Origin of the sequence: Hymenobacter gelipurpurascens, assembly GCF_900187375.1 — a bacterium.
Lineage (GTDB): Bacteria > Bacteroidota > Bacteroidia > Cytophagales > Hymenobacteraceae > Hymenobacter > Hymenobacter gelipurpurascens.
On record NZ_FYEW01000001.1, the window covers coordinates 120,868 to 137,913 of the forward strand.

Genomic DNA, 17,046 nt, shown 5'->3' on the forward strand with positions numbered 1-17,046 from the left:
TCGTTGTGGCTATTGCCGATGCCAGAGGCCAGCTCGTTTGGTAGTGAAGGCTACCAGGCCCTCTGCCCGGGAGAAGTAAGCGTTAGTTAGGGTGTCGGTTAGGTGGGCAGCTGTGGGCACACCCATGCGGCCCAGGTAGCGGTAGGTACGGCCACCAATCATCGTATCCTGCGCCACAATGGGGTTGCCGAGGCGAGGTACTTCGTAAGAATTAAACGAGGTGCGGCCGGGGCTGTTGGACGTATTGATGACGCCGCAGCGCGAACCCAGGTGGGTTACCGTAATAGAATTCGATATGGCCTCCAGCGTCAAGTTCAGCAATGAGTCGGGACCGTTGCGGTAGTGTAGCGTAATGATTTCGGTTTCAAAAGAGCCTGCCTTGGACTGGCCCTGCAGAATCTGCTCTTTGCGTGCTACCGTGATGGTGCGCACCTGCCCAGCGGAGTTACGAAAGGTAAGCACCTGACCATGCTGCTCCCGCAGCCATTCTTTGGTATAATCAGGAACTTCGGATTGGTCCAGCGAATCTACTACGTCGCCGCAGGATGTGAGCAGCAAGCTCATGCCCATAATATATACTAGCTTCATCGCGTAAGCTTAAGGAAAATATTCTGCAGGCCACCTGGCAGCAGACTCCTTACCAAACTTTATTGCAAAACCCCTATACTTGCCGGCAGTGGGGGCAACGCCGGAGGCACCCGATTGTTAATATATTCAATCGTGTAAAGGGTATGAAGCAGAATCTACTAGCAGCAACGCTGTGCATTGTAAGCACAGCCGCTTTTGCCCAAGGGCAGGCCCTGACGGGCCAAGTGCTGGACAGCGCAGGAAAGCCCGTGATTGGGGCTACTGTAGTCGAAAGAGGTACCAACAATGGCACGGCCACCGGCAACGATGGCCGTTTTACGTTGCGCACGCGCACGGCCAACCCACGCCTGCAAATCAGCTCGATTGGGTACGCCTCGCAGGAAGTGGAGGCCACGGGTGGCGAGGTGAGTGTGCGGCTAAACGATGCCTCTACTGGCCTAGGCGAGGTGCAGGTGGTGGGCTCGCGCAGCCAGAACCGCTCCGTAACCGATTCACCGTCGCCGGTGGATATTATTGACCTGCGGGAGGTGACCACCAAAACCGGGCAGCTTGATGTAAACCAGCTGCTGCAGTTCGTGGCGCCTTCGTTCAACTCCAACCGCCAGACCGGCTCCGATGGCGCCGACCACGTAGACCCTGCCACGCTACGTGGCCTAGGACCCGACCAGACGCTGGTACTCGTGAACGGCAAGCGCCAGCACCAATCGGCCTTGGTGAACCTGTTTGGTACCCGTGGCCGCGGCAACACCGGCACCGACCTGAACGTGATACCCGCCGCCAGCATCGAGCGGATTGAGATTCTGCGCGATGGTGCGGCGGCTCAGTACGGCTCCGATGCTATTGCCGGCGTCATCAATATTGTGCTGAAAAGCTCCGTGAAAGAGCTGACGGCCAACGTAAACTACGGCGCCTACGATGCCAAATACCGCCGCGACGACGAGAAGTTTGATGGCGGCAACTTCAACGCCAACCTGAACTACGGCATAGGCCTAGGAGACAAGGGAAGCTTCGTGAATGCTACCCTCGACTACAACAAGCGCGAGCACACCCAGCGGGCCGCGGTGCCAGCCCCCGATGGCCTGGCTCGCCGCGAGTACGGCGACCCGGAAATCAGCAATACGTCTGCTTACCTGAACTCCCGGTTTGCACTTAGTGATAAGTCGTACGTGTACGTGTTTGGCGGCGGCAACAAGCGCAAAGGTGATGCCTTCGCCTGGACGCGCTTCGCCGACGACGACCGGAACGTGCCCGCCATCTACCCCAACGGCTTCGACCCCATCATCACCAGTGATATTGTAGATGCCTCTGCCGTAGCTGGCCTACGCACGGCCGTGGGAGGCTGGGAGTTGGATTTGAGCAACAACTTCGGCTCCAACCGCTTCGAATACGGGGTGCGCAACTCGCTGAATGCTTCGCTGGGTGCCAGCTCGCCGACTTCGTTTGATGCGGGCGGGTTCCAGCTCCAGCAAAACGTGGTAAACCTGGGCCTAACGCGGAACTATAAAACTGTGCTGCAGGGCCTAAACCTGGCGGCTGGCGCAGAGTGGCGCCGCGAATGGTACTCGCTGTTTGAGGGCGAGGAAGCCTCCTACAAAAATTATAATCCTGATTTATCGGGTGGCTCCCAGGGCTTTCCGGGTTACCAGCCCAGCGACGCCATCAAGGCTCAGCGCGACAACTTTGGGGTGTATGTAGATGGGGAACTGAGCGTGACGCAACGCTGGCTGCTGGCCGCTGCCCTGCGCTACGAGCATTACTCTGACTTCGGGAGCACGCTGAACTACAAAGCCTCCACCCGCTACAACCTCACCGAGTTCCTGACGCTGCGCGGCACCTACAGCACTGGGTTTAGGGCGCCGTCATTAGCACAAATCAACTTCAACTCCACCTTCACCAACTTTATCAACGGGGAGCCGGTGGAGGTGCTGCTGGCCCGCAACAACAGCGCCGTCACGCAGAAGCTAGGCATCCCGGAGCTTAAGCAGGAAACCTCCAACAGCGCCAACGTAGGCCTCACCAGCCGCATCGGTTCCTCCTTGAGTCTGACCTTGGATGGCTACTACATCAAGGTGAAAGACCGCGTGGTGCTCACCAGCCAGTTCTCATCCGATGACCCGGTAATTGGTGCTGATTTGCAGGCTCTGAACGTAGATCAGGCGCAGTTCTTCGCTAATGCTGCCGATACCCGTTCGCTAGGCCTGGATGTGGTCCTGAACCACACGCTCACACTCGGCACTGGCCGCCTGAACTCCACGCTGGCCGCCAACTTCAACAAGCTGCGCATTGATCGGGTGCAGACTTCGGGCCGCCTGACGGGGCGGGAGGAAGAGTTCTTTGGGCCGCGGGAGCAGGCCTTCGTGAAAGCCTCGGCGCCTCCCTCCAAAATCAACCTCACCTTTGACTACCAACTCGGTCGCTTCGGGGCCTTGGTTCGTTTCGTGCGGTTCGATAAGATTACGCTCATCGACTTCAACGGCGACCCGATGAAGTACGACAGCCGCATCACCACTGATCTGACCCTGAACTACGCCCTCACTAACCACTTGCAGTTCATTGTGGGGAGCGCCAACGTGTTCAACAAGTACCCTACGCTGTTCAACCCCCAACTCACGGAAACCGGCGGCGCCTGGGACCCCGTGCAGATGGGCTCCAATGGTCGGTTTTACTTTGCTAAATTGCAGGCCCGTTTCTGATACTTGTTTAGTCAGGAGATGGAAGTCAGCTGTCGGTTTTCAAAACGGGCAGCTGACTTCCTTTTTCCCAGTATGTAGAGACGCATACGTGCATCTCAGGGTCTGAAATACTGGCCTAGAACACACTAGACGAATAACTCTGGTAACGGGAGGCGCAAAATGTTGCGTCTTTACCCCTTTAAGCACTATTCTCACCTGATATGAAAATCCGTTCCACTACCGTGCTGGGCGTGCGCCACAACGGCCAAATTGCCCTCGGCGCCGATGGCCAGGCCACCATGGATAAGCACGTGGCCAAGAGCAACGTACGCAAGGTCCGTAAGCTGCAGGATGGCAAAGTAGTCACTGGCTTTGCCGGCTCTACCGCCGATGCCTTTATGCTGCTCGATAAGTTTGAGGAGAAGCTCAACGGCTACGGCGGCCAGCTGCGCCGCGCTGCCATTGAACTGGCCAAAGAGTGGCGCAAAGACCAGTACCTGCGCAAGCTGGAAGCCATGATGGTGGTAGCTGACAAAGACGAGCTGCTCATTATTGCGGGCACCGGCGACGTGCTGGAGCCCGACTTCGATGTGGCCGCCATTGGCTCCGGCGCCATGTACGCCCAGGCTGCCGCGCTGGCCCTCAAGAAGCACGCGCCCCACCTCACGGCCCGCCAGATGGTGGAAGATGCTCTACACATTGCCGCCGACATCTGCATCTACACCAACCACAACCTGATGATTGAAGAGCCCAGCTAGGCCACTCCTGTGCGTCGCATGACTGAAGACCTGATTTATTACAACTCGCGCAAGCGCCATGCTCTGTTAACCCTAGGCGGGTTGGCGTTTGTAGCCATGGGGGTGTTCATGATCGTGACCAAAGGCAACTGGGGCCTAGGATTGATAACCATTGCTTTCTTTGGCACTGGCGCTGCCATTGGCGCCAAGCAGTTTTTTGATACTCGACCGCGTCTGCAAATCACCGATGAAGGTATTCTGGACCGCACGTTGGGCGCAGGCCTGATTCTCTGGACTGACATCACCGATGCTTACGTGCGGTCTATCAACCACGAATACTTTATCTGTCTGCAACTGCGTGATGAACAGGCCTACCTGAGTCGTTTGTCGCCGCTGAAGCGGAAGCTAGCGGGTGCTAACGAGGCGCTGGGCTTCACGCCGCTTTCCATCAACCTGAGCGGTGTCGATCTTAACCCCGAGCAGCTGCTAGAGTATATTCTTAAACAGAGCGCAGCTGCGCAACTTTCCCCCAACAAATTCACGGAGTAAGCCTGTCCTAGGCCTGTTTTTGTGAGCAACCCAGCCGTAATAGTACGCTATTCAGAATCTTCGATATAGCAAATGCGTATTGAACGATTCCGGGCTGTAATTTGATTGTACACCGCACACCCATTACCATAGAACCCCAATCCATGCAAATCACCAACTTCCTCAAGCACCACTACCGCCACTTCAACGCCGCGGCGCTGATTGATGCCGCCGAAGGCTACAACAAGCACCTCGCCGATGGTGGCAAGATGATGATTACCCTCGCCGGCGCCATGAGCACCGCCGAAATGGGCATCCAGCTGGCCGAGCTGATTCGCCAGGACAAGGTGCAAATCATCAGCTGCACGGGTGCCAACCTGGAAGAGGATATCTTCAACCTGGTCGCCCACGACTTCTACGAGCGCGTGCCTAATTACCGCGACCTGACGCCCGCCGACGAGCAGGCCCTGTTGGAGCGCCACATGAACCGCGTAACCGATACCTGCATTCCGGAAGAGGAGGCCATGCGCCGCCTGGAGCACTCGGTGCTCAAGTTCTGGGAGAAGGCCGACAAAGCCGGCGAGCAATACTTCCCTCACGAGTTCTTCTATCAGATCCTGAAATCAGGCGAGCTGGAGCAGTACTACCAGATTGACCCCAAGGATAGCTGGATGCTGGCCGCTGCTGAGAAAAACCTGCCGATCATCTGCCCCGGTTGGGAAGACTCCACGCTGGGCAACATCTTCGCGGGTCACGTTATCTCGGGTGACATCAAGAACGTGCACACCGTACGCACCGGCATCGAGTACATGATTTACCTGGCCGACTGGTACACCCAGCAAGCCACTGATGCCAGCCCAGTAGGCTTCTTCCAAATTGGCGGCGGCATTGCCGGCGACTTCCCGATCTGCGTAGTACCGATGCTGCACCAGGACCTGGGCCGCACCAGCGTTCCACTGTGGGGCTACTTCTGCCAGATTTCGGATTCGACCACGTCGTATGGTTCGTACTCCGGTGCCGTGCCGAACGAGAAAATCACCTGGGGCAAGCTAGGCCAGGATACGCCCAAGTTCATCATCGAGTCGGATGCTACCATTGTAGCGCCGTTGGTGTTTGCCATGGTGCTAGGCCAGTAATTGCCGCCTGAAGCAATAACAAGAAAAGCCCGCCGCTGACTGTCAGCGGCGGGCTTTTTATGTGTAATCAACTGCCTTCTGAGTGAATAGTCTGGAACAAGCCTATTCTTTGTTTGCCACTTAATGAGCCGGTGCGGGAGTCGATATAACTTTATGCTGGAGCCGTTGCTGCTGGTCTACCTCTTTTTTAATTGTGCTCAATTTCAACCCCACCCCAACCATGCCCAAGAGCATAGATGGTACGATGATGCCCAGCACAAACGGAAAAAAACCTCGTATCAGACGACCTGCCAAGCTCAGGCCCGTATGCGCCAGCATGGAACCGTAGGCCCAGGTGGCGTAGCTCAAGCTTAGTAGCGACATTATATACCCCACTTTTGTGATGTAGACAGTACCGGAGTAAAAATAGGAGACGGGTAGGGAGAATAGAGTTATAGAGTTGCAAACCGCCGTGATGAATGCCGCAATAACAAGACACTCCGCATAGTTGTAGCCCCCACGGCGTAAAAAAAGCCGCGCAAACGCGGCTATCACCGGCACCAGTCCTACATACACCCAACTCATGTATTTGGCCACGAATTCAACGCCCGCCTTTTGTGCCTGCCATACGGCCTCTGGGATGGCAGGGTCGCGCGGCGGCAGCAGATCAACGTGTAGTGTTGAGGAAATAAAAGCGTAGATACCAGTCACCAGCAGCAGCAATGACAGCGGCGGGAAGTGGTACTTGCGCTGCCCAGCCAGATAGCTGCGGATGGTGGAGCCGGGGCGGGTAAGAATGTTCCAGATGGAGTAAAAAATGCCCTTGTCCACGTGCCAAACCGAGTGGGGAATGTCGTGGAGCATGTGGGCCATCGTGAGGCGGTGGGTATGGTGAGCGTCTTGCCCGCAGTGCCCGCAGAACTGCTTAGGCACTAGGGTGCCGCAGTTCAGGCAGGTGGCGGGGCCATGCTCGGGGGCGTGGCTCCCCGCTGCCCCGTGGCTGGATTGGGCTAGAGCGAGGTCGATAGCAAGGGTAGAGGTAGCTTCCATATAAGTCAACGTGGATTTTTTGAAATAAAGGCACTTATTCTAGAAATAGCAAGCAAAAAGGCCTGTCACTGAATACTAGCGACGGGCTTTTATTTCTATAGTATAGGTCAAGAAGCCAACTTATTTTTTCTCCTTAAGCTTTAGGCAACCTAACTTAGTAAACTGACCTTCTACATCCCCGACGTATTCAACCACAAGTTCAACCCTGGCGTGGCGGCGTTGGCGCGCTTTACGTAGGCCTGTATGCGCTCAGGAGAGCCGGAGTAATTGGCTAGCAACAGCAACGCACGCGCACCCGCGGACACCTGCGGCGGCTCTGGTAGGCCATTAGCGGCAATAGTAAACTGCGAGTATACGCCCGGCGTCAGAGTGGTTGGCGTGGCGCTGAGGCGTTGCAGAGAGTCGCGGAGGACTTCTACGGATGCCTGGCTTTGCGGCAGCATAGTGGTAGCGTAGCCCCACACGATATTTTTGGGCATAAAGCGTAGCTCCGGCAGCGTCACGTTTACTACGCTGGGGTCGTTGGTGGTGAGGCGCAGGAAAGCACTCTGAATTTCCAGGGTGCCGGTGGTGCTGCGGGTGCCGGCCTGCAGGCGTAAGGGGTAAGTACCCGCGGCTAACTCCGAAATATCAATACTGGAGCGCGCCGGCCCGATAGACGTCAGGCAAATGCCCGTCGGGGCCGCAACTCCAGAAAAAGCAAAGCTCAGGTTCTTGTCGGCCCGCTCGTAGCTAGTGCCTAGGCAATAATTAGAGCACGGGTATTGGCCCTTGTCCTGAAAGTTGAGAAAGAGCTTGCGTGCCTGCCCCTCACGGCTTTCCAACGCTTGCATCTGAATAGGACCCGCGAAACTATCCGCCGGCTCGGGGGTAATGTCGGAATCGCAGCTGCTGAGCAGCCCAACAGATAGCAGGGCAACGTAAAGAAAACGCATAAGGTAACGGAGTAAATGAGGTGAGAACCTGCTAGCAAGCACAAGCCAGCTGTTTTTTGAGAGGAGCCTCTAACCCCAAAAAGAGTTGCAAGCGCTGCTTATGTAGTGCCTTACTCCATAAAGCGTGAGTGGCCTAGCGTTGCCAATAGACGCTCAACTGCTGCCAATTGACGGCTACCAACAGGCCTACAGCCGAGAGTAGCGTAAGCAGGTAAGCTCCTGCCGCCGTAGCAAACCCCCGCAGCCATTGGCCGGCCTTGGTGAGGCCGGTGCCCTGCAGCAGGCTGGCATACGCCCACGTTTGATACACGAATGTGAGAAGCAAAACGCCGCTCATCAGTTGCTGCCCGCTCCGGGTACCGTTCAGGACGTACAAGGCCGGCAGCGCCAGCAACGAAAAGAAATGGAAAGTGCCCGTAACGTACGTTGTTACGGTGAGGCATTCGGCGTAATTGAAGCCGCCCCGGCGCAGAAACAGCCGGGCCACCAGCGCCGCTAAGGGCAGCAGCGCCACCGTAAACCAGTTGATATATTTCGAGAAGAACTGTAGGAAGCGTTCCTGCATGGCTTGTATGGCCGCTGGCACGCTGGGGTCGTGTGCGTTGTATGGGCGCAGGTGCAGAGTTACATAGCTGAACGTGATAAGCCCCGTGATGAGAAGCAGGTAGGTTAGCGGTGGGAAAAACGGAGCCCGCTGGCCCGCCAGATACCGCTGCAGCGTAGGGCCGGGGCGCCGTAGCATCTGGCCTAGCGTGTACGGCAAGCCTTTATCTACGTGCCAAATGGAGTGCGGAATATCGTGAAGCCAGTGCGCCAGCGTGATGCGATGAGTGGCGGCCGACTGCCCACAGTGTGAGCAGAACTTATCGTGTAGCGGCGTGCCGCAGCTCAGACAGGTCGGGTGGCCTACGTGAGACGATGAACTGAAAGGAGCGGAGGGCTGCACAAGTGTTTCCATAGAGTAAAGCCAGGTCAAGCAATTGCTCAGGAAATATACCTTAAAAACGATATGTATAGGACTGTTTGCCAATCAGTCACTTAGCCTACCGGCAAGATGGCTAGGCCTATCTGCGTCAGCAAAAAAAAGCCCCCACCTACTTACAGGTGGGGGCTTTTTCTGAAGGAAGGGAAGAATTACTTCTTCGTCACGCGCACGTCTACGCGGCGGTTCTGGGCGCGGCCTTCGGGCGTATCGTTAGAGGCAATGGGGTGCTCCTGACCGTACCCTTCCGCAGTCACGCGGCCGGCGTCGATGCCATTGTTCAGCACCGCTTTGCGAGCCGCATTGGCGCGGTCGGCGCTCAGGGTCAGGTTCATATCGGCTTTGCCTTTGTTATCGGTGTAGCCGCCCAGCTTTACAGCTGCGTTCGGGAAAGCCTTCAGGATAGCCGCCAGATTCTTCAGCTGCGCCTGCGACTCCGCCGTGAGCGTCGACTTGCCCGTGTTGAAGTACACACGGTCCAGGCTCATCCAGCCCTGCGTTTTATCGGTGCTGACGGTCTGGTTGGCGTCATTGAGGAAGTTGTACAGCCTCGACTCGAAGGAGTTGCTGCCCACGTTCAAAGTCGTGCCATCAGAAAGCTTGATGGCCGTGTTGGCGCCCGTATCATAAATATAGTTGCCGCTGGCCTCGTCGTAGCTGCCAACAGGAGCGGTAGCCACCGGCGCCACGGCTGCTGACGTGGTGGTGTCAGTCATGGTGGTTTCGGTGGTCGTGGCCGTGGTAGTATCAGCGTCTTTATTGCAGCCGCGCATGAAGTAGAACAGCGCTGCCAGCACGGCTAGCAATAGCAGCAACCAAGGCCAGCGGCTGGGGGTAGCAGCAGCTGTTTCTACGTCGCGGGCAGTATCCCGAACGGCGTCGCCGGTGCGGTGCGCAGCGGCCGAAACCGTATTGCCTACCGTGTTTGCCGTGGCACTGGCTGCATTGCCAACCCCTGTGGCAGCAGCTCCCAGGCCTAGGCCAGATAGCACAGAGCCCAGGCCGCCTGGCAGGTTGCCTAGGGCGCCCATGATGCTGCCGCGCTGACTACCGAGGTAGTTGTTGAAGCCGTTGGCATCCAGATTATTATCGGCGACGTGCTTGCCGAGTAGGCCTAACACCACCGGCACGGCCATGTGCAGGAGGCTGCTGGTGGTAGAAGTGCGCACGCCTGCCTGCTGGCTTACGCCTTCCACTGCAGTCGTGTAATGATTACCAAATACGGAACGAAGCAGCTCGGTGCCTTTATTCAGGAGGCCGCCATCAGCAGCCGGGGAGGTGCTGTTTACATTCATGCCGCCCAGCAGGCTGCTCAGGTTGCCCAAAATACCGCTGCTGTGTGCCTGGTTAGCCATTCCAAACAGCTCAGATGAGCCACCGGGCTGCTGCGAACGGGCAAACAGACCACCCAGTACCAGTGGTATGATGCTCCGCAGAGCGGTACCGATGCTGCTTTCGTTTTCACCCAACGTGGTGCTGGCCTGGCGCACGGTGTCGCCGCTGAAGTAGTTCTGCGCAAGTTCTATTAGGTTCTGACTCATGGACTTTGGGAGTAAAAGGATGAGAATATAGCCGCATACGCAACCATGGTGCTTAAGTCTAAATTATATGGATATTTCTATGTTAAACGCTGCCATTGCTGGTTTGAATTCGTGCTGATGCAGCCAAAAAAAGCCCGCCGCTATATCCTGCGGCGGGCTGTGCTACATAACGTACTGTAGTGAAGCGGAAGCTCCTGGTTTGCTTCTCTCTAGGCCAGTTCCGCCACCCGAACCTCTTTCGGAATTCCTACCGCTTCAAACGCCTGGCTCAGATCCAGCATCAGATCCTGCGGATCTTCAACCCCAATACTCAGGCGCACCATTTGGCTGGTAATACCCATTTGTAGCTGGTCGGCGGGGGTAATGTCGGAGTGGGTCATTGTGGCAGGGTGCTCGGCCAGGCTCTCGGTGCCGCCCAGGCTTACGGCCAACTTGATGAGGCGTAGGGCGTTGAGGAAGTGGAAGGCCTCGGCCTCACCACCCCGGATATCAAAGGAAATCATGGAGCCGGGCGAGAGGCAATGGCGGCGGTAAATGTCCTGCTGCACGGGGCAGTGCTCCAGGTGCGTGAGGTAGTACGTGCGCTCCACGAGCGGATGCTCCCGCAGCCAGTCGGCAATAACCTGGGCTGAGGCGGCGGCGCGCTCCATGCGTAGCTTGAGGGTTTCGAGGCTGCGCATGAGCATCCAGCCGGTGTTGGGGTCGCACATGGTGCCCATAAAGGTGCGCATGGCTTTAATTTCCTTCATCAGGGCCTTGCTGCTGAGGGCCGCGCCCGCAATCAAATCGGAGTGGCCACCCAGGAATTTGGTAGCCGAGTACAGCACCACATCGGCGCCGTGCTTGAGCGGATGCTGGAAAACAGGACCCAGGAAGGTGTTGTCCACCACCAGGCGTACGGGCTTGTCGGGGGTGGCATACTGGCGGGCCAGGGCGGCGCAGGCTTCCAGATCTACGAGGTGGTTGGTAGGGTTGGCGGGCGTCTCCACAAAAATCATGGCCAGGCGGCCAGCTCCTCAGGCGTGGCGGTGGGCAGGAAGCCCTGGGCCTCAATGCCAAACTTGCGCAGCACGTTTTTCAGGAAAAAATCGGAGCCGCCGTACACGGGTTCGGAGTGCAGCACCACGTCGCCGGGCTGCAGCAGGGCCAGCAGGGTGGTGCTGATGGCCGCCATGCCGCTGGCGAAGCTGGCCGCTTCCTCGGCGCCGTCCCAGAGGGTGAGGCGGTGCTCCAGAATTTCGAGGCTGGGGTTGTTGAGGCGGGAATAAAGAGGCGGGAATAAATCAGGCCCATTTCCTCATCTGGGCCCTGCTGGCGCAGTCCGTAGGCCAGTTCGAAAAAGGCTTTGCCCTCTTCGGCATTCTTAAACACGAAGGTGGAAGTCTGAAAAATGGGCGGCTTGATGGCGCCTTCGCTCCAGGCAGGCGTGTAGCCGTAGCTCATCATTAGGCTCTCGGGGTGGAGGCGCTGCCCGTTTATACAGGCATGGTCTTGAGGGTTAGTCATGACGGGAAAGGTTGGGTGGGTGGGAAAATTGGGTTCTGCGAAGGTAGCTTTTCCCGGCAAGTAGCTACTCGCAACTGAAAAGGCCACCGCAACCCAGAGCCGCTTACCTTCGTCCCGACATCATCCTAGCTGCCCCTTGCCATGCCCCTCGACACCGCCAGCTTCCTGCTTCACACGCCCGAGTCCGAGAAAACCACCATTCATATCCGGTCGGCCGATGGCCTGAGCACTACGCCCTGCGAGGCACTGCTCATTGCCCAAACCAAACGGCAAAAACTGTACATCACGCTGGAAAAAAAGCGGCGCTACCTGGGCTACACCCAAGTTCCCAACTCCGAAGAGGAGGAAATTGACTTCCTGCGGGACTACGAAGAAGTGGAAGCCCTCCTGGAAGATGCCGGCCTCGACGGAGTCTATGATGGCGAGCAAGGGATTCTCTATCACAATCTGCTGTTCCTCCTCATGAACCCCTAAGGTTCAGTTGTCAGTTGTGATTTGTCGGTTTTTAGTAATAAAAATGCTGATAAATAACAACTTGCAACCAAAAATTCACAACCGGCAACTCCCTAACCTAGCGGCCGCGGTAGTCGGCCAACAGGCCTTCGTAAATCCAGTTGGCCAGGGCCTGCCGGTTGTCGGCTACCAAAAAGCGGCGCTGGTCTTTCTGGTTCCGAATGTTGCCAAGCTCCATGAATACGGCCGGAGCATGGCTGTTGCGGACCTCATACAGGCTGCTGCGCTCCGATACATTACCCGAGTAGGGGCGGTTAGGCTGAGCGCGTTTGTAGCGGTTCGTGAATACGGAGTGGATGTTCTTGGCCAGACGTAGGCCAGTAGCACTGTTGGCATGATGGTAAAAGAACACATCAATGTTCTGACCCTCGCTGCGGCTATCTACGTGCAGCGCCAGCAGACGCTGGTAGGCGCCTTTGTGGCGGGCGTGCAACCGGTTCACCTCCGATATGCGCTGGCGCAGGCGGCCAAGCTGACTGAGCGGAATGCGCTGCTGCGGATAGGTCATCTCATCATGGTCCAGCTTCAGCACGTTCTCATCCCGGATGCCGTCATTGGGGTCCTGCACCATTACGTACACAGTGGCGCCGTGCTCCAAGAGCACGCGGGCCAGGCGCACCGTTACATCATAGGCGTACTCATCTTCTGATAGCTTGGCGCTACCGTACTGGCCTATAGCGCCTGGGTCGGGCCCGCCATGCCCCGACGACAGGTAGTACACGGCCCCACCCAGCGCCCGGTCTCGAACCTGAGGGGCGCCATACTGCCCGCCAAATAGCTGCGAAAGAGGAATGGGCTTTTTGCTGGTAGCAGGGGTAGCAGCAGTGGTGCGGGCGGCTGGTTTCTTCTTGGTAGCGCTGCCAACATTGGGCAGCAGATATGCCCGGCCGACCACCAGCGTCTTGTTGCGGCCCAGGCGCTTTTTGTTCAGCTCCTGAAACTGCCGCAGATGCCGGCTTGGGCTGAGTCCGTGCCGCAGGAGCAGCGTCTGGTAGCCGTCGCCGGGTTTAGCTACGGCCCTCCGATAGGAGCTTTGGCTAAAGGCCTGAGTAGAAAACAGAAAGAGCAGAACGAGGAGAGCAGCGGTGCGCAAAAGCAGAGAACTATAAGGATACTTAGGGGAGCTGGTTTCGGCCTAGGCCACTACAACCGGCTGAGCAGGCGCCAAAGCGGTACTGAGGCAGTACGCGTTTTGGACATATGGTACTACAAAGGAGGTGGTAAAAATTCAGAATACGAACAAAAACTACCACAGCCCAACGCTAGGCACCCCGGAAATGGTACGTAAACGAGGCCTAGGCCACTGCCTGGCAGCGGTAGCCACACGGGCCAAAGTACACGGCATAAAAAAAGCGGAGTTAGGTTACCGCCTCGTATTTTTGAGTGTCCCTCACCTGTTTTTATGGCACTTCCCTCGTCGCAGCCCTCTTCAAACCTCCATGCTCGTATTGAGGAGCTGGAACTGGCCCTCCAGCAAGCCAGGGCCGCCCAAAAGGTGCTGCAGCAGGAAGTTGCGGAGCTGCGGGACATTGCCAATATTCCGCAGCAGAACCCCAATCCTATTTTGCGGGTCGGGCTGCAGGGAGAACTGCTCTACACCAACCCAGCGGCCCAGCGGCTTTATGCCGCTGCATCCGAAGCCGATCAGCTCTTATTGCAAAGCCAGGCCCGGGCGCTAGCCACCCAAGTGCTGGCTACGGGGGCTGCGGTGCAGGTAGATATGCCCGGTGCAAATGCTGGCAGTTACACGGCCTACGTGCAGCCTTTCCCCGAGGAAGGATACATTAGTATGTATCTGGTAGATATTACGGCCCGGGTGCAGGCACAGCAGCAGCTGGCGGAGCAGCGCGCTTTCTACGAAACTATCCTCGATGAGCTGCCCAGCCAGATTGCCGTCTTCACGCTGGAGCAAAAGTACTTGTATCTCAATGCCTTTGCCTTGCCCAATGCCCAGGCCCGGCAGGCACTCGTAGGCCAGGGGGTGTTCGAGCTGGCCGCCTCGCAGGGGTGGCCTACAGCGTTGGCTGAGAAGCGCCAGGAGCAATTCAGGCGGGTCGTGCAGGAACAGCAGCAAATGGTTTGGGAAGAAGCGCTGGAACTGCCCGATGGCCGCATGCGCTATGCACTGCGGCACTATCAGCCGGTGTTTGATAAGAGCGGGAAGCTGCAGCTGATAATCGGGTACGGCTCAGACGTGACCCAGCGGCGCGAGGCAGAGCTGCAGAAGATTGCAGACGAAGCAAAAATCAGAGCCCTCTTCACGGCCCTGCCCGATACCATTGTGGTGCTTGATGCCCAGGGCCGGGTGCTGGAAGCCAAGCCCGGCACCACGGCGCTAGGCCACCCCGGACAGCCGCTGGAAGGCGCCATGCTGGCCGATCTGCTGCCGCCGCCGGTAGCACAGACCCTGGGGGCCCTCATTGCCGGCGGACTTACTCAGGCTGTGCAGGAGCAAGGGTTTGAGCTGCCCCTGCCCGATGGTACCGTTTCATACCACAGCGCCCGGCTGGTAGCCTTGCAACAGGGGGCAAGCCTCCTGATTATGGCCAATATCACCCGCGAGGAAATGGCCCGGCGGGAGCTGCTGGAACAGCAGCAGTTTATGCAGCAGGTACTCGACACCAGTCCGAGCGCTATTCTGGTGCGGAATGCAGCCGGCCAAGTCTTGTTTCATAACCGAACTGCCGAAACGCTGCTCACCGACGCGGCCCAGGCGCACCAACTAGCTGCCCAGGCCCCGGAAAGCATTCAGGCCAAGGAGTTGGCCCTCTATGCCGAGTCGGATGCCTATGTGCTGACGACCGGTGAGCAAACCGATCAGGAAACCCCCATGACGCTTCCTTCGGGAGAGATACGGTGGTTCCAGGTAGTGAAGCGCCCCTTGCGCGTGACCGATGGCAGCCTGCATGTGCTGGTGGTAAGCACCGAGATTACGGCCATCAAGCAGGCCCAGCAAACGCTGGAACGCAATGAAAAGCAGTACCGCGACCTGATGCAGTACTCCCAGGCGCTCATTTGTACCCACGACTTATCCGGTAAGCTCCTGACTATAAACCCCGCAGTAGCCCAGTTTATGGGAGTGCCCGCCGAGCAGCTGCCCGGCCGTAACCTCCTGGAAGGCTTGTTGCCGGAGCATCAGGCAAAGTTGGCGCAATACCTCACGGAAATAGCCCGGAAAGGCGAGCAGCGGGGCGTAGTAGAAATGCAGACGGGCTTTGGGGAGCGGCGCTACATCCTCTACCAGAACTACTTGGTGCAGGAAGAAGCGCGCGTGCCCTATGTAATTGGCTACGGGCAGGATATTACCGAGCGCATTCTGGTAGAGCAGGAGCTGAAGCGCGCTAAAGAAGAAGCAGAAGCCGCCGTACGCTCCCGCGAGAACTTTCTGGCCAACATGAGCCATGAAATCCGGACGCCCATGAACGGCGTGATGGGCATGGCAAATCAGCTCAGCAAAACAACACTCGATGCGCGCCAGCAGGAGTTTTTGCGTATCATCCGCAGCTCCGGCCAGCACCTGCTCAGTATTATCAACGATGTGCTGGACATGGCTAAAATTACCTCCGGCAAGCTGGAGTTCGAGCAAACCCCCTTCAACCTCTGCGATTCGATGGGGCAGGCCTTGCAACCGCTCGTGCTGCAGGCCCAAGAAAAGGGCCTCGCAGTGCACGGAACTATGCTGCGCGAGTCGTGTCCGCATCCGTGGGTGCTCGGCGACCCGTATCGCATCAATCAGATACTAATCAACCTCGTCAGCAATGCCGTGAAGTTCACGCCGGCGGGAGGCAGCATCACGGTAATCAGCCGACAGGTAGCCGAAACCCAGGATACGCTCACGGTAGAGTGCAGCGTCACCGATACCGGTATCGGGATTGCGCCGGCGCAACAGGCGCGGGTTTTCGAGGGCTTCACGCAGGCCTACGCCGATACCACCCGCCGCTTTGGTGGCACGGGGCTGGGCCTGAGTATCTCTCAGGCGCTGGTAGAGCAAATGGGTGGCCAGCTGAAGCTGGAAAGCGTGGTAGGCCAGGGCAGCAGGTTTTCATTTGAGCTCACGCTGCCCCGCACAGCCCCCGCCGCCGCTGCCGCAACGCCCGCCATCAATTTGGGAACGTTGGAGGGCCGGCGGGTGCTGCTTGTGGAAGACAATGAAATCAACCGCCACATTGCGCGCCTCTTGCTGGAAGAGTGGGGCATGACCGTAGATGAAGCCGAAAACGGGCCGGAAGGCCTAGCGCTTTATAGCCAACAGGCCTACGATGTGGTGCTGATGGATATCCAGATGCCCGGCATGAGTGGCCTAGAAGCCACCGCTATCATCCGGCAGCTACCCGATGCCATCAAGTCTGGGGTGCCTATTCTGGCCCTCACTGCCAACGCCTTCCGGGCCGATAACGAGCGGTACCTGGCCGCCGGCATGGATGCCTGCCTGACCAAACCCTTCGAGGAAGGAGCACTGTACCGGCAGCTGGAGCAGTTGCTGAGGCCCGGTACCCAGCCTACGCCGCCACCCGTGCCCAGCTACAACCTCGCCAAGCTGCGCGAAATGGCCCAGGGCCACGAGGCCTTTGTGGGTAGAATTATCCGCTCTTTCCTCACGAATATGCCGGGCAGCTTAGCGGAGCTGGAGGCTGCTGCCGCTACCGGCGACTGGCAGCGGGTGGCCGCCGTCACGCACCACATCAAGCCCAGCTTGGATTCCTTGGGGGTGCCCCATGTGGCTGAAGTTGTAAGGCAGCTGGAGCGTATCGAAGAAGTGACCAGCTCAGAACACCCCTCTCGGCAGCAGGCGGTGGCCCGGCTGGTGGTTCAGGTACGGCAGGCGCTGGAAGCGCTTCCCCAGGAGCTCCCGCCTGATGCTGCCCTGGCCTAGCGCCTG

At 57.9% G+C, this 17,046-nt stretch carries 14 protein-coding genes; 6 read left to right on the forward strand and 8 right to left on the reverse strand.

Annotated features, from left to right (window positions below; all coding sequences use genetic code 11):
- Positions 1-9 precede the first annotated feature (9 nt).
- Entirely contained in the window at positions 10-588 is a 579-nt protein-coding gene (locus tag CFT68_RS00525) for a hypothetical protein (RefSeq protein ID WP_088841479.1), read from the reverse strand.
- Positions 589-731: 143 nt separating this feature from the next.
- Here CFT68_RS00525 and CFT68_RS00530 point away from each other — a divergent pair, with 143 nt between their 5' ends.
- From CFT68_RS00530 to CFT68_RS00545, 4 genes are all read left to right on the forward strand, one after another.
- Positions 732-3,281 carry a TonB-dependent receptor gene (locus CFT68_RS00530; RefSeq protein ID WP_088841480.1) on the forward strand — a complete coding sequence of 850 codons (2,550 nt, stop codon included), beginning with the start codon at positions 732-734 and terminating at the stop codon, positions 3,279-3,281.
- 200 nt (positions 3,282-3,481) lie between these two features.
- Positions 3,482-4,018, forward strand: a complete 537-nt coding sequence (hslV, locus tag CFT68_RS00535; protein ID WP_088841481.1) for an ATP-dependent protease subunit HslV — start codon at positions 3,482-3,484, stop codon at positions 4,016-4,018.
- A gap of 18 nt (positions 4,019-4,036) precedes the next feature.
- Positions 4,037-4,546, forward strand: a complete 510-nt coding sequence (locus tag CFT68_RS00540; protein WP_088841482.1) for an STM3941 family protein — start codon at positions 4,037-4,039, stop codon at positions 4,544-4,546.
- Positions 4,547-4,689: 143 nt separating this feature from the next.
- Positions 4,690-5,661 carry a deoxyhypusine synthase family protein gene (locus tag CFT68_RS00545; protein WP_088841483.1) on the forward strand — a complete coding sequence of 324 codons (972 nt, stop codon included), beginning with the start codon at positions 4,690-4,692 and terminating at the stop codon, positions 5,659-5,661.
- Positions 5,662-5,781: 120 nt separating this feature from the next.
- On the opposite strand, the gene CFT68_RS00550 is transcribed toward CFT68_RS00545, so the two are convergent.
- From CFT68_RS00550 to CFT68_RS22295, 6 genes are all read right to left on the reverse strand, one after another.
- The gene (locus tag CFT68_RS00550) at positions 5,782-6,690 is read right to left on the reverse strand and encodes a DUF3667 domain-containing protein (RefSeq protein ID WP_088841484.1); all 909 of its coding nucleotides are present in this window, start codon (positions 6,688-6,690) and stop codon (positions 5,782-5,784) included.
- A 170-nt stretch (positions 6,691-6,860) separates the two neighbouring features.
- Complete coding sequence (locus CFT68_RS00555) at positions 6,861-7,625, reverse strand: hypothetical protein (protein ID WP_088841485.1); 765 nt, start codon at positions 7,623-7,625, stop codon at positions 6,861-6,863.
- Between the two features lie 133 nt (positions 7,626-7,758).
- The gene (locus CFT68_RS00560) at positions 7,759-8,583 is read right to left on the reverse strand and encodes a DUF3667 domain-containing protein (protein ID WP_088841486.1); all 825 of its coding nucleotides are present in this window, start codon (positions 8,581-8,583) and stop codon (positions 7,759-7,761) included.
- Positions 8,584-8,759: 176 nt separating this feature from the next.
- The gene (locus CFT68_RS00565) at positions 8,760-10,148 is read right to left on the reverse strand and encodes a DUF937 domain-containing protein (RefSeq protein ID WP_088841487.1); all 1,389 of its coding nucleotides are present in this window, start codon (positions 10,146-10,148) and stop codon (positions 8,760-8,762) included.
- Positions 10,149-10,357: 209 nt separating this feature from the next.
- Positions 10,358-11,146 (reverse strand): PLP-dependent transferase, encoded by a 789-nt coding sequence (locus CFT68_RS22290; RefSeq protein ID WP_317044088.1) that lies wholly within the window; start codon positions 11,144-11,146, stop codon positions 10,358-10,360.
- A complete protein-coding gene (locus tag CFT68_RS22295; protein WP_317044105.1) occupies positions 11,143-11,385 on the reverse strand; it encodes a PLP-dependent transferase in 243 nt (80 codons plus the stop codon). The genes CFT68_RS22290 and CFT68_RS22295 overlap by 4 nt, the downstream gene beginning before the upstream one ends.
- Before the next feature lie 410 nt (positions 11,386-11,795).
- Between CFT68_RS22295 and CFT68_RS00575 the strand changes: the two genes are divergently transcribed.
- Positions 11,796-12,128: a hypothetical protein gene (locus CFT68_RS00575; RefSeq protein ID WP_088841488.1), complete on the forward strand. Its 333-nt coding sequence runs from the start codon at positions 11,796-11,798 to the stop codon at positions 12,126-12,128.
- Positions 12,129-12,225: 97 nt separating this feature from the next.
- Here CFT68_RS00575 and CFT68_RS00580 read toward each other — a convergent pair whose 3' ends face one another.
- The gene (locus CFT68_RS00580; RefSeq protein WP_245815239.1) at positions 12,226-13,260 is read right to left on the reverse strand and encodes an N-acetylmuramoyl-L-alanine amidase family protein; all 1,035 of its coding nucleotides are present in this window, start codon (positions 13,258-13,260) and stop codon (positions 12,226-12,228) included.
- Positions 13,261-13,569: 309 nt separating this feature from the next.
- Here CFT68_RS00580 and CFT68_RS00585 point away from each other — a divergent pair, with 309 nt between their 5' ends.
- On the forward strand, positions 13,570-17,040 hold the full coding sequence (locus tag CFT68_RS00585) for a PAS domain S-box protein (protein WP_088841489.1): 3,471 nt from the start codon (positions 13,570-13,572) through the stop codon (positions 17,038-17,040).
- Positions 17,041-17,046: the final 6 nt, after the last annotated feature.

Coding starts and splice junctions, on each gene's coding strand:
- hslV (WP_088841481.1), top strand. CDS start 3,482: ATGAAAATCCGTTCCACTACCGTGCTGGGCGTGCGCCACAACGGCCAA.
- CFT68_RS00555 (WP_088841485.1), bottom strand. CDS start 7,625: ATGCGTTTTCTTTACGTTGCCCTGCTATCTGTTGGGCTGCTCAGCAGC.
- CFT68_RS22290 (WP_317044088.1), bottom strand. CDS start 11,146: ATGATTTTTGTGGAGACGCCCGCCAACCCTACCAACCACCTCGTAGAT.
- CFT68_RS00585 (WP_088841489.1), top strand. CDS start 13,570: ATGGCACTTCCCTCGTCGCAGCCCTCTTCAAACCTCCATGCTCGTATT.
- CFT68_RS00560 (WP_088841486.1), bottom strand. CDS start 8,583: ATGGAAACACTTGTGCAGCCCTCCGCTCCTTTCAGTTCATCGTCTCAC.
- CFT68_RS00525 (WP_088841479.1), bottom strand. CDS start 588: ATGAAGCTAGTATATATTATGGGCATGAGCTTGCTGCTCACATCCTGC.
- CFT68_RS00540 (WP_088841482.1), top strand. CDS start 4,037: ATGACTGAAGACCTGATTTATTACAACTCGCGCAAGCGCCATGCTCTG.
- CFT68_RS00545 (WP_088841483.1), top strand. CDS start 4,690: ATGCAAATCACCAACTTCCTCAAGCACCACTACCGCCACTTCAACGCC.
- CFT68_RS00575 (WP_088841488.1), top strand. CDS start 11,796: ATGCCCCTCGACACCGCCAGCTTCCTGCTTCACACGCCCGAGTCCGAG.
- CFT68_RS00530 (WP_088841480.1), top strand. CDS start 732: ATGAAGCAGAATCTACTAGCAGCAACGCTGTGCATTGTAAGCACAGCC.
- CFT68_RS00565 (WP_088841487.1), bottom strand. CDS start 10,148: ATGAGTCAGAACCTAATAGAACTTGCGCAGAACTACTTCAGCGGCGAC.
- CFT68_RS00550 (WP_088841484.1), bottom strand. CDS start 6,690: ATGGAAGCTACCTCTACCCTTGCTATCGACCTCGCTCTAGCCCAATCC.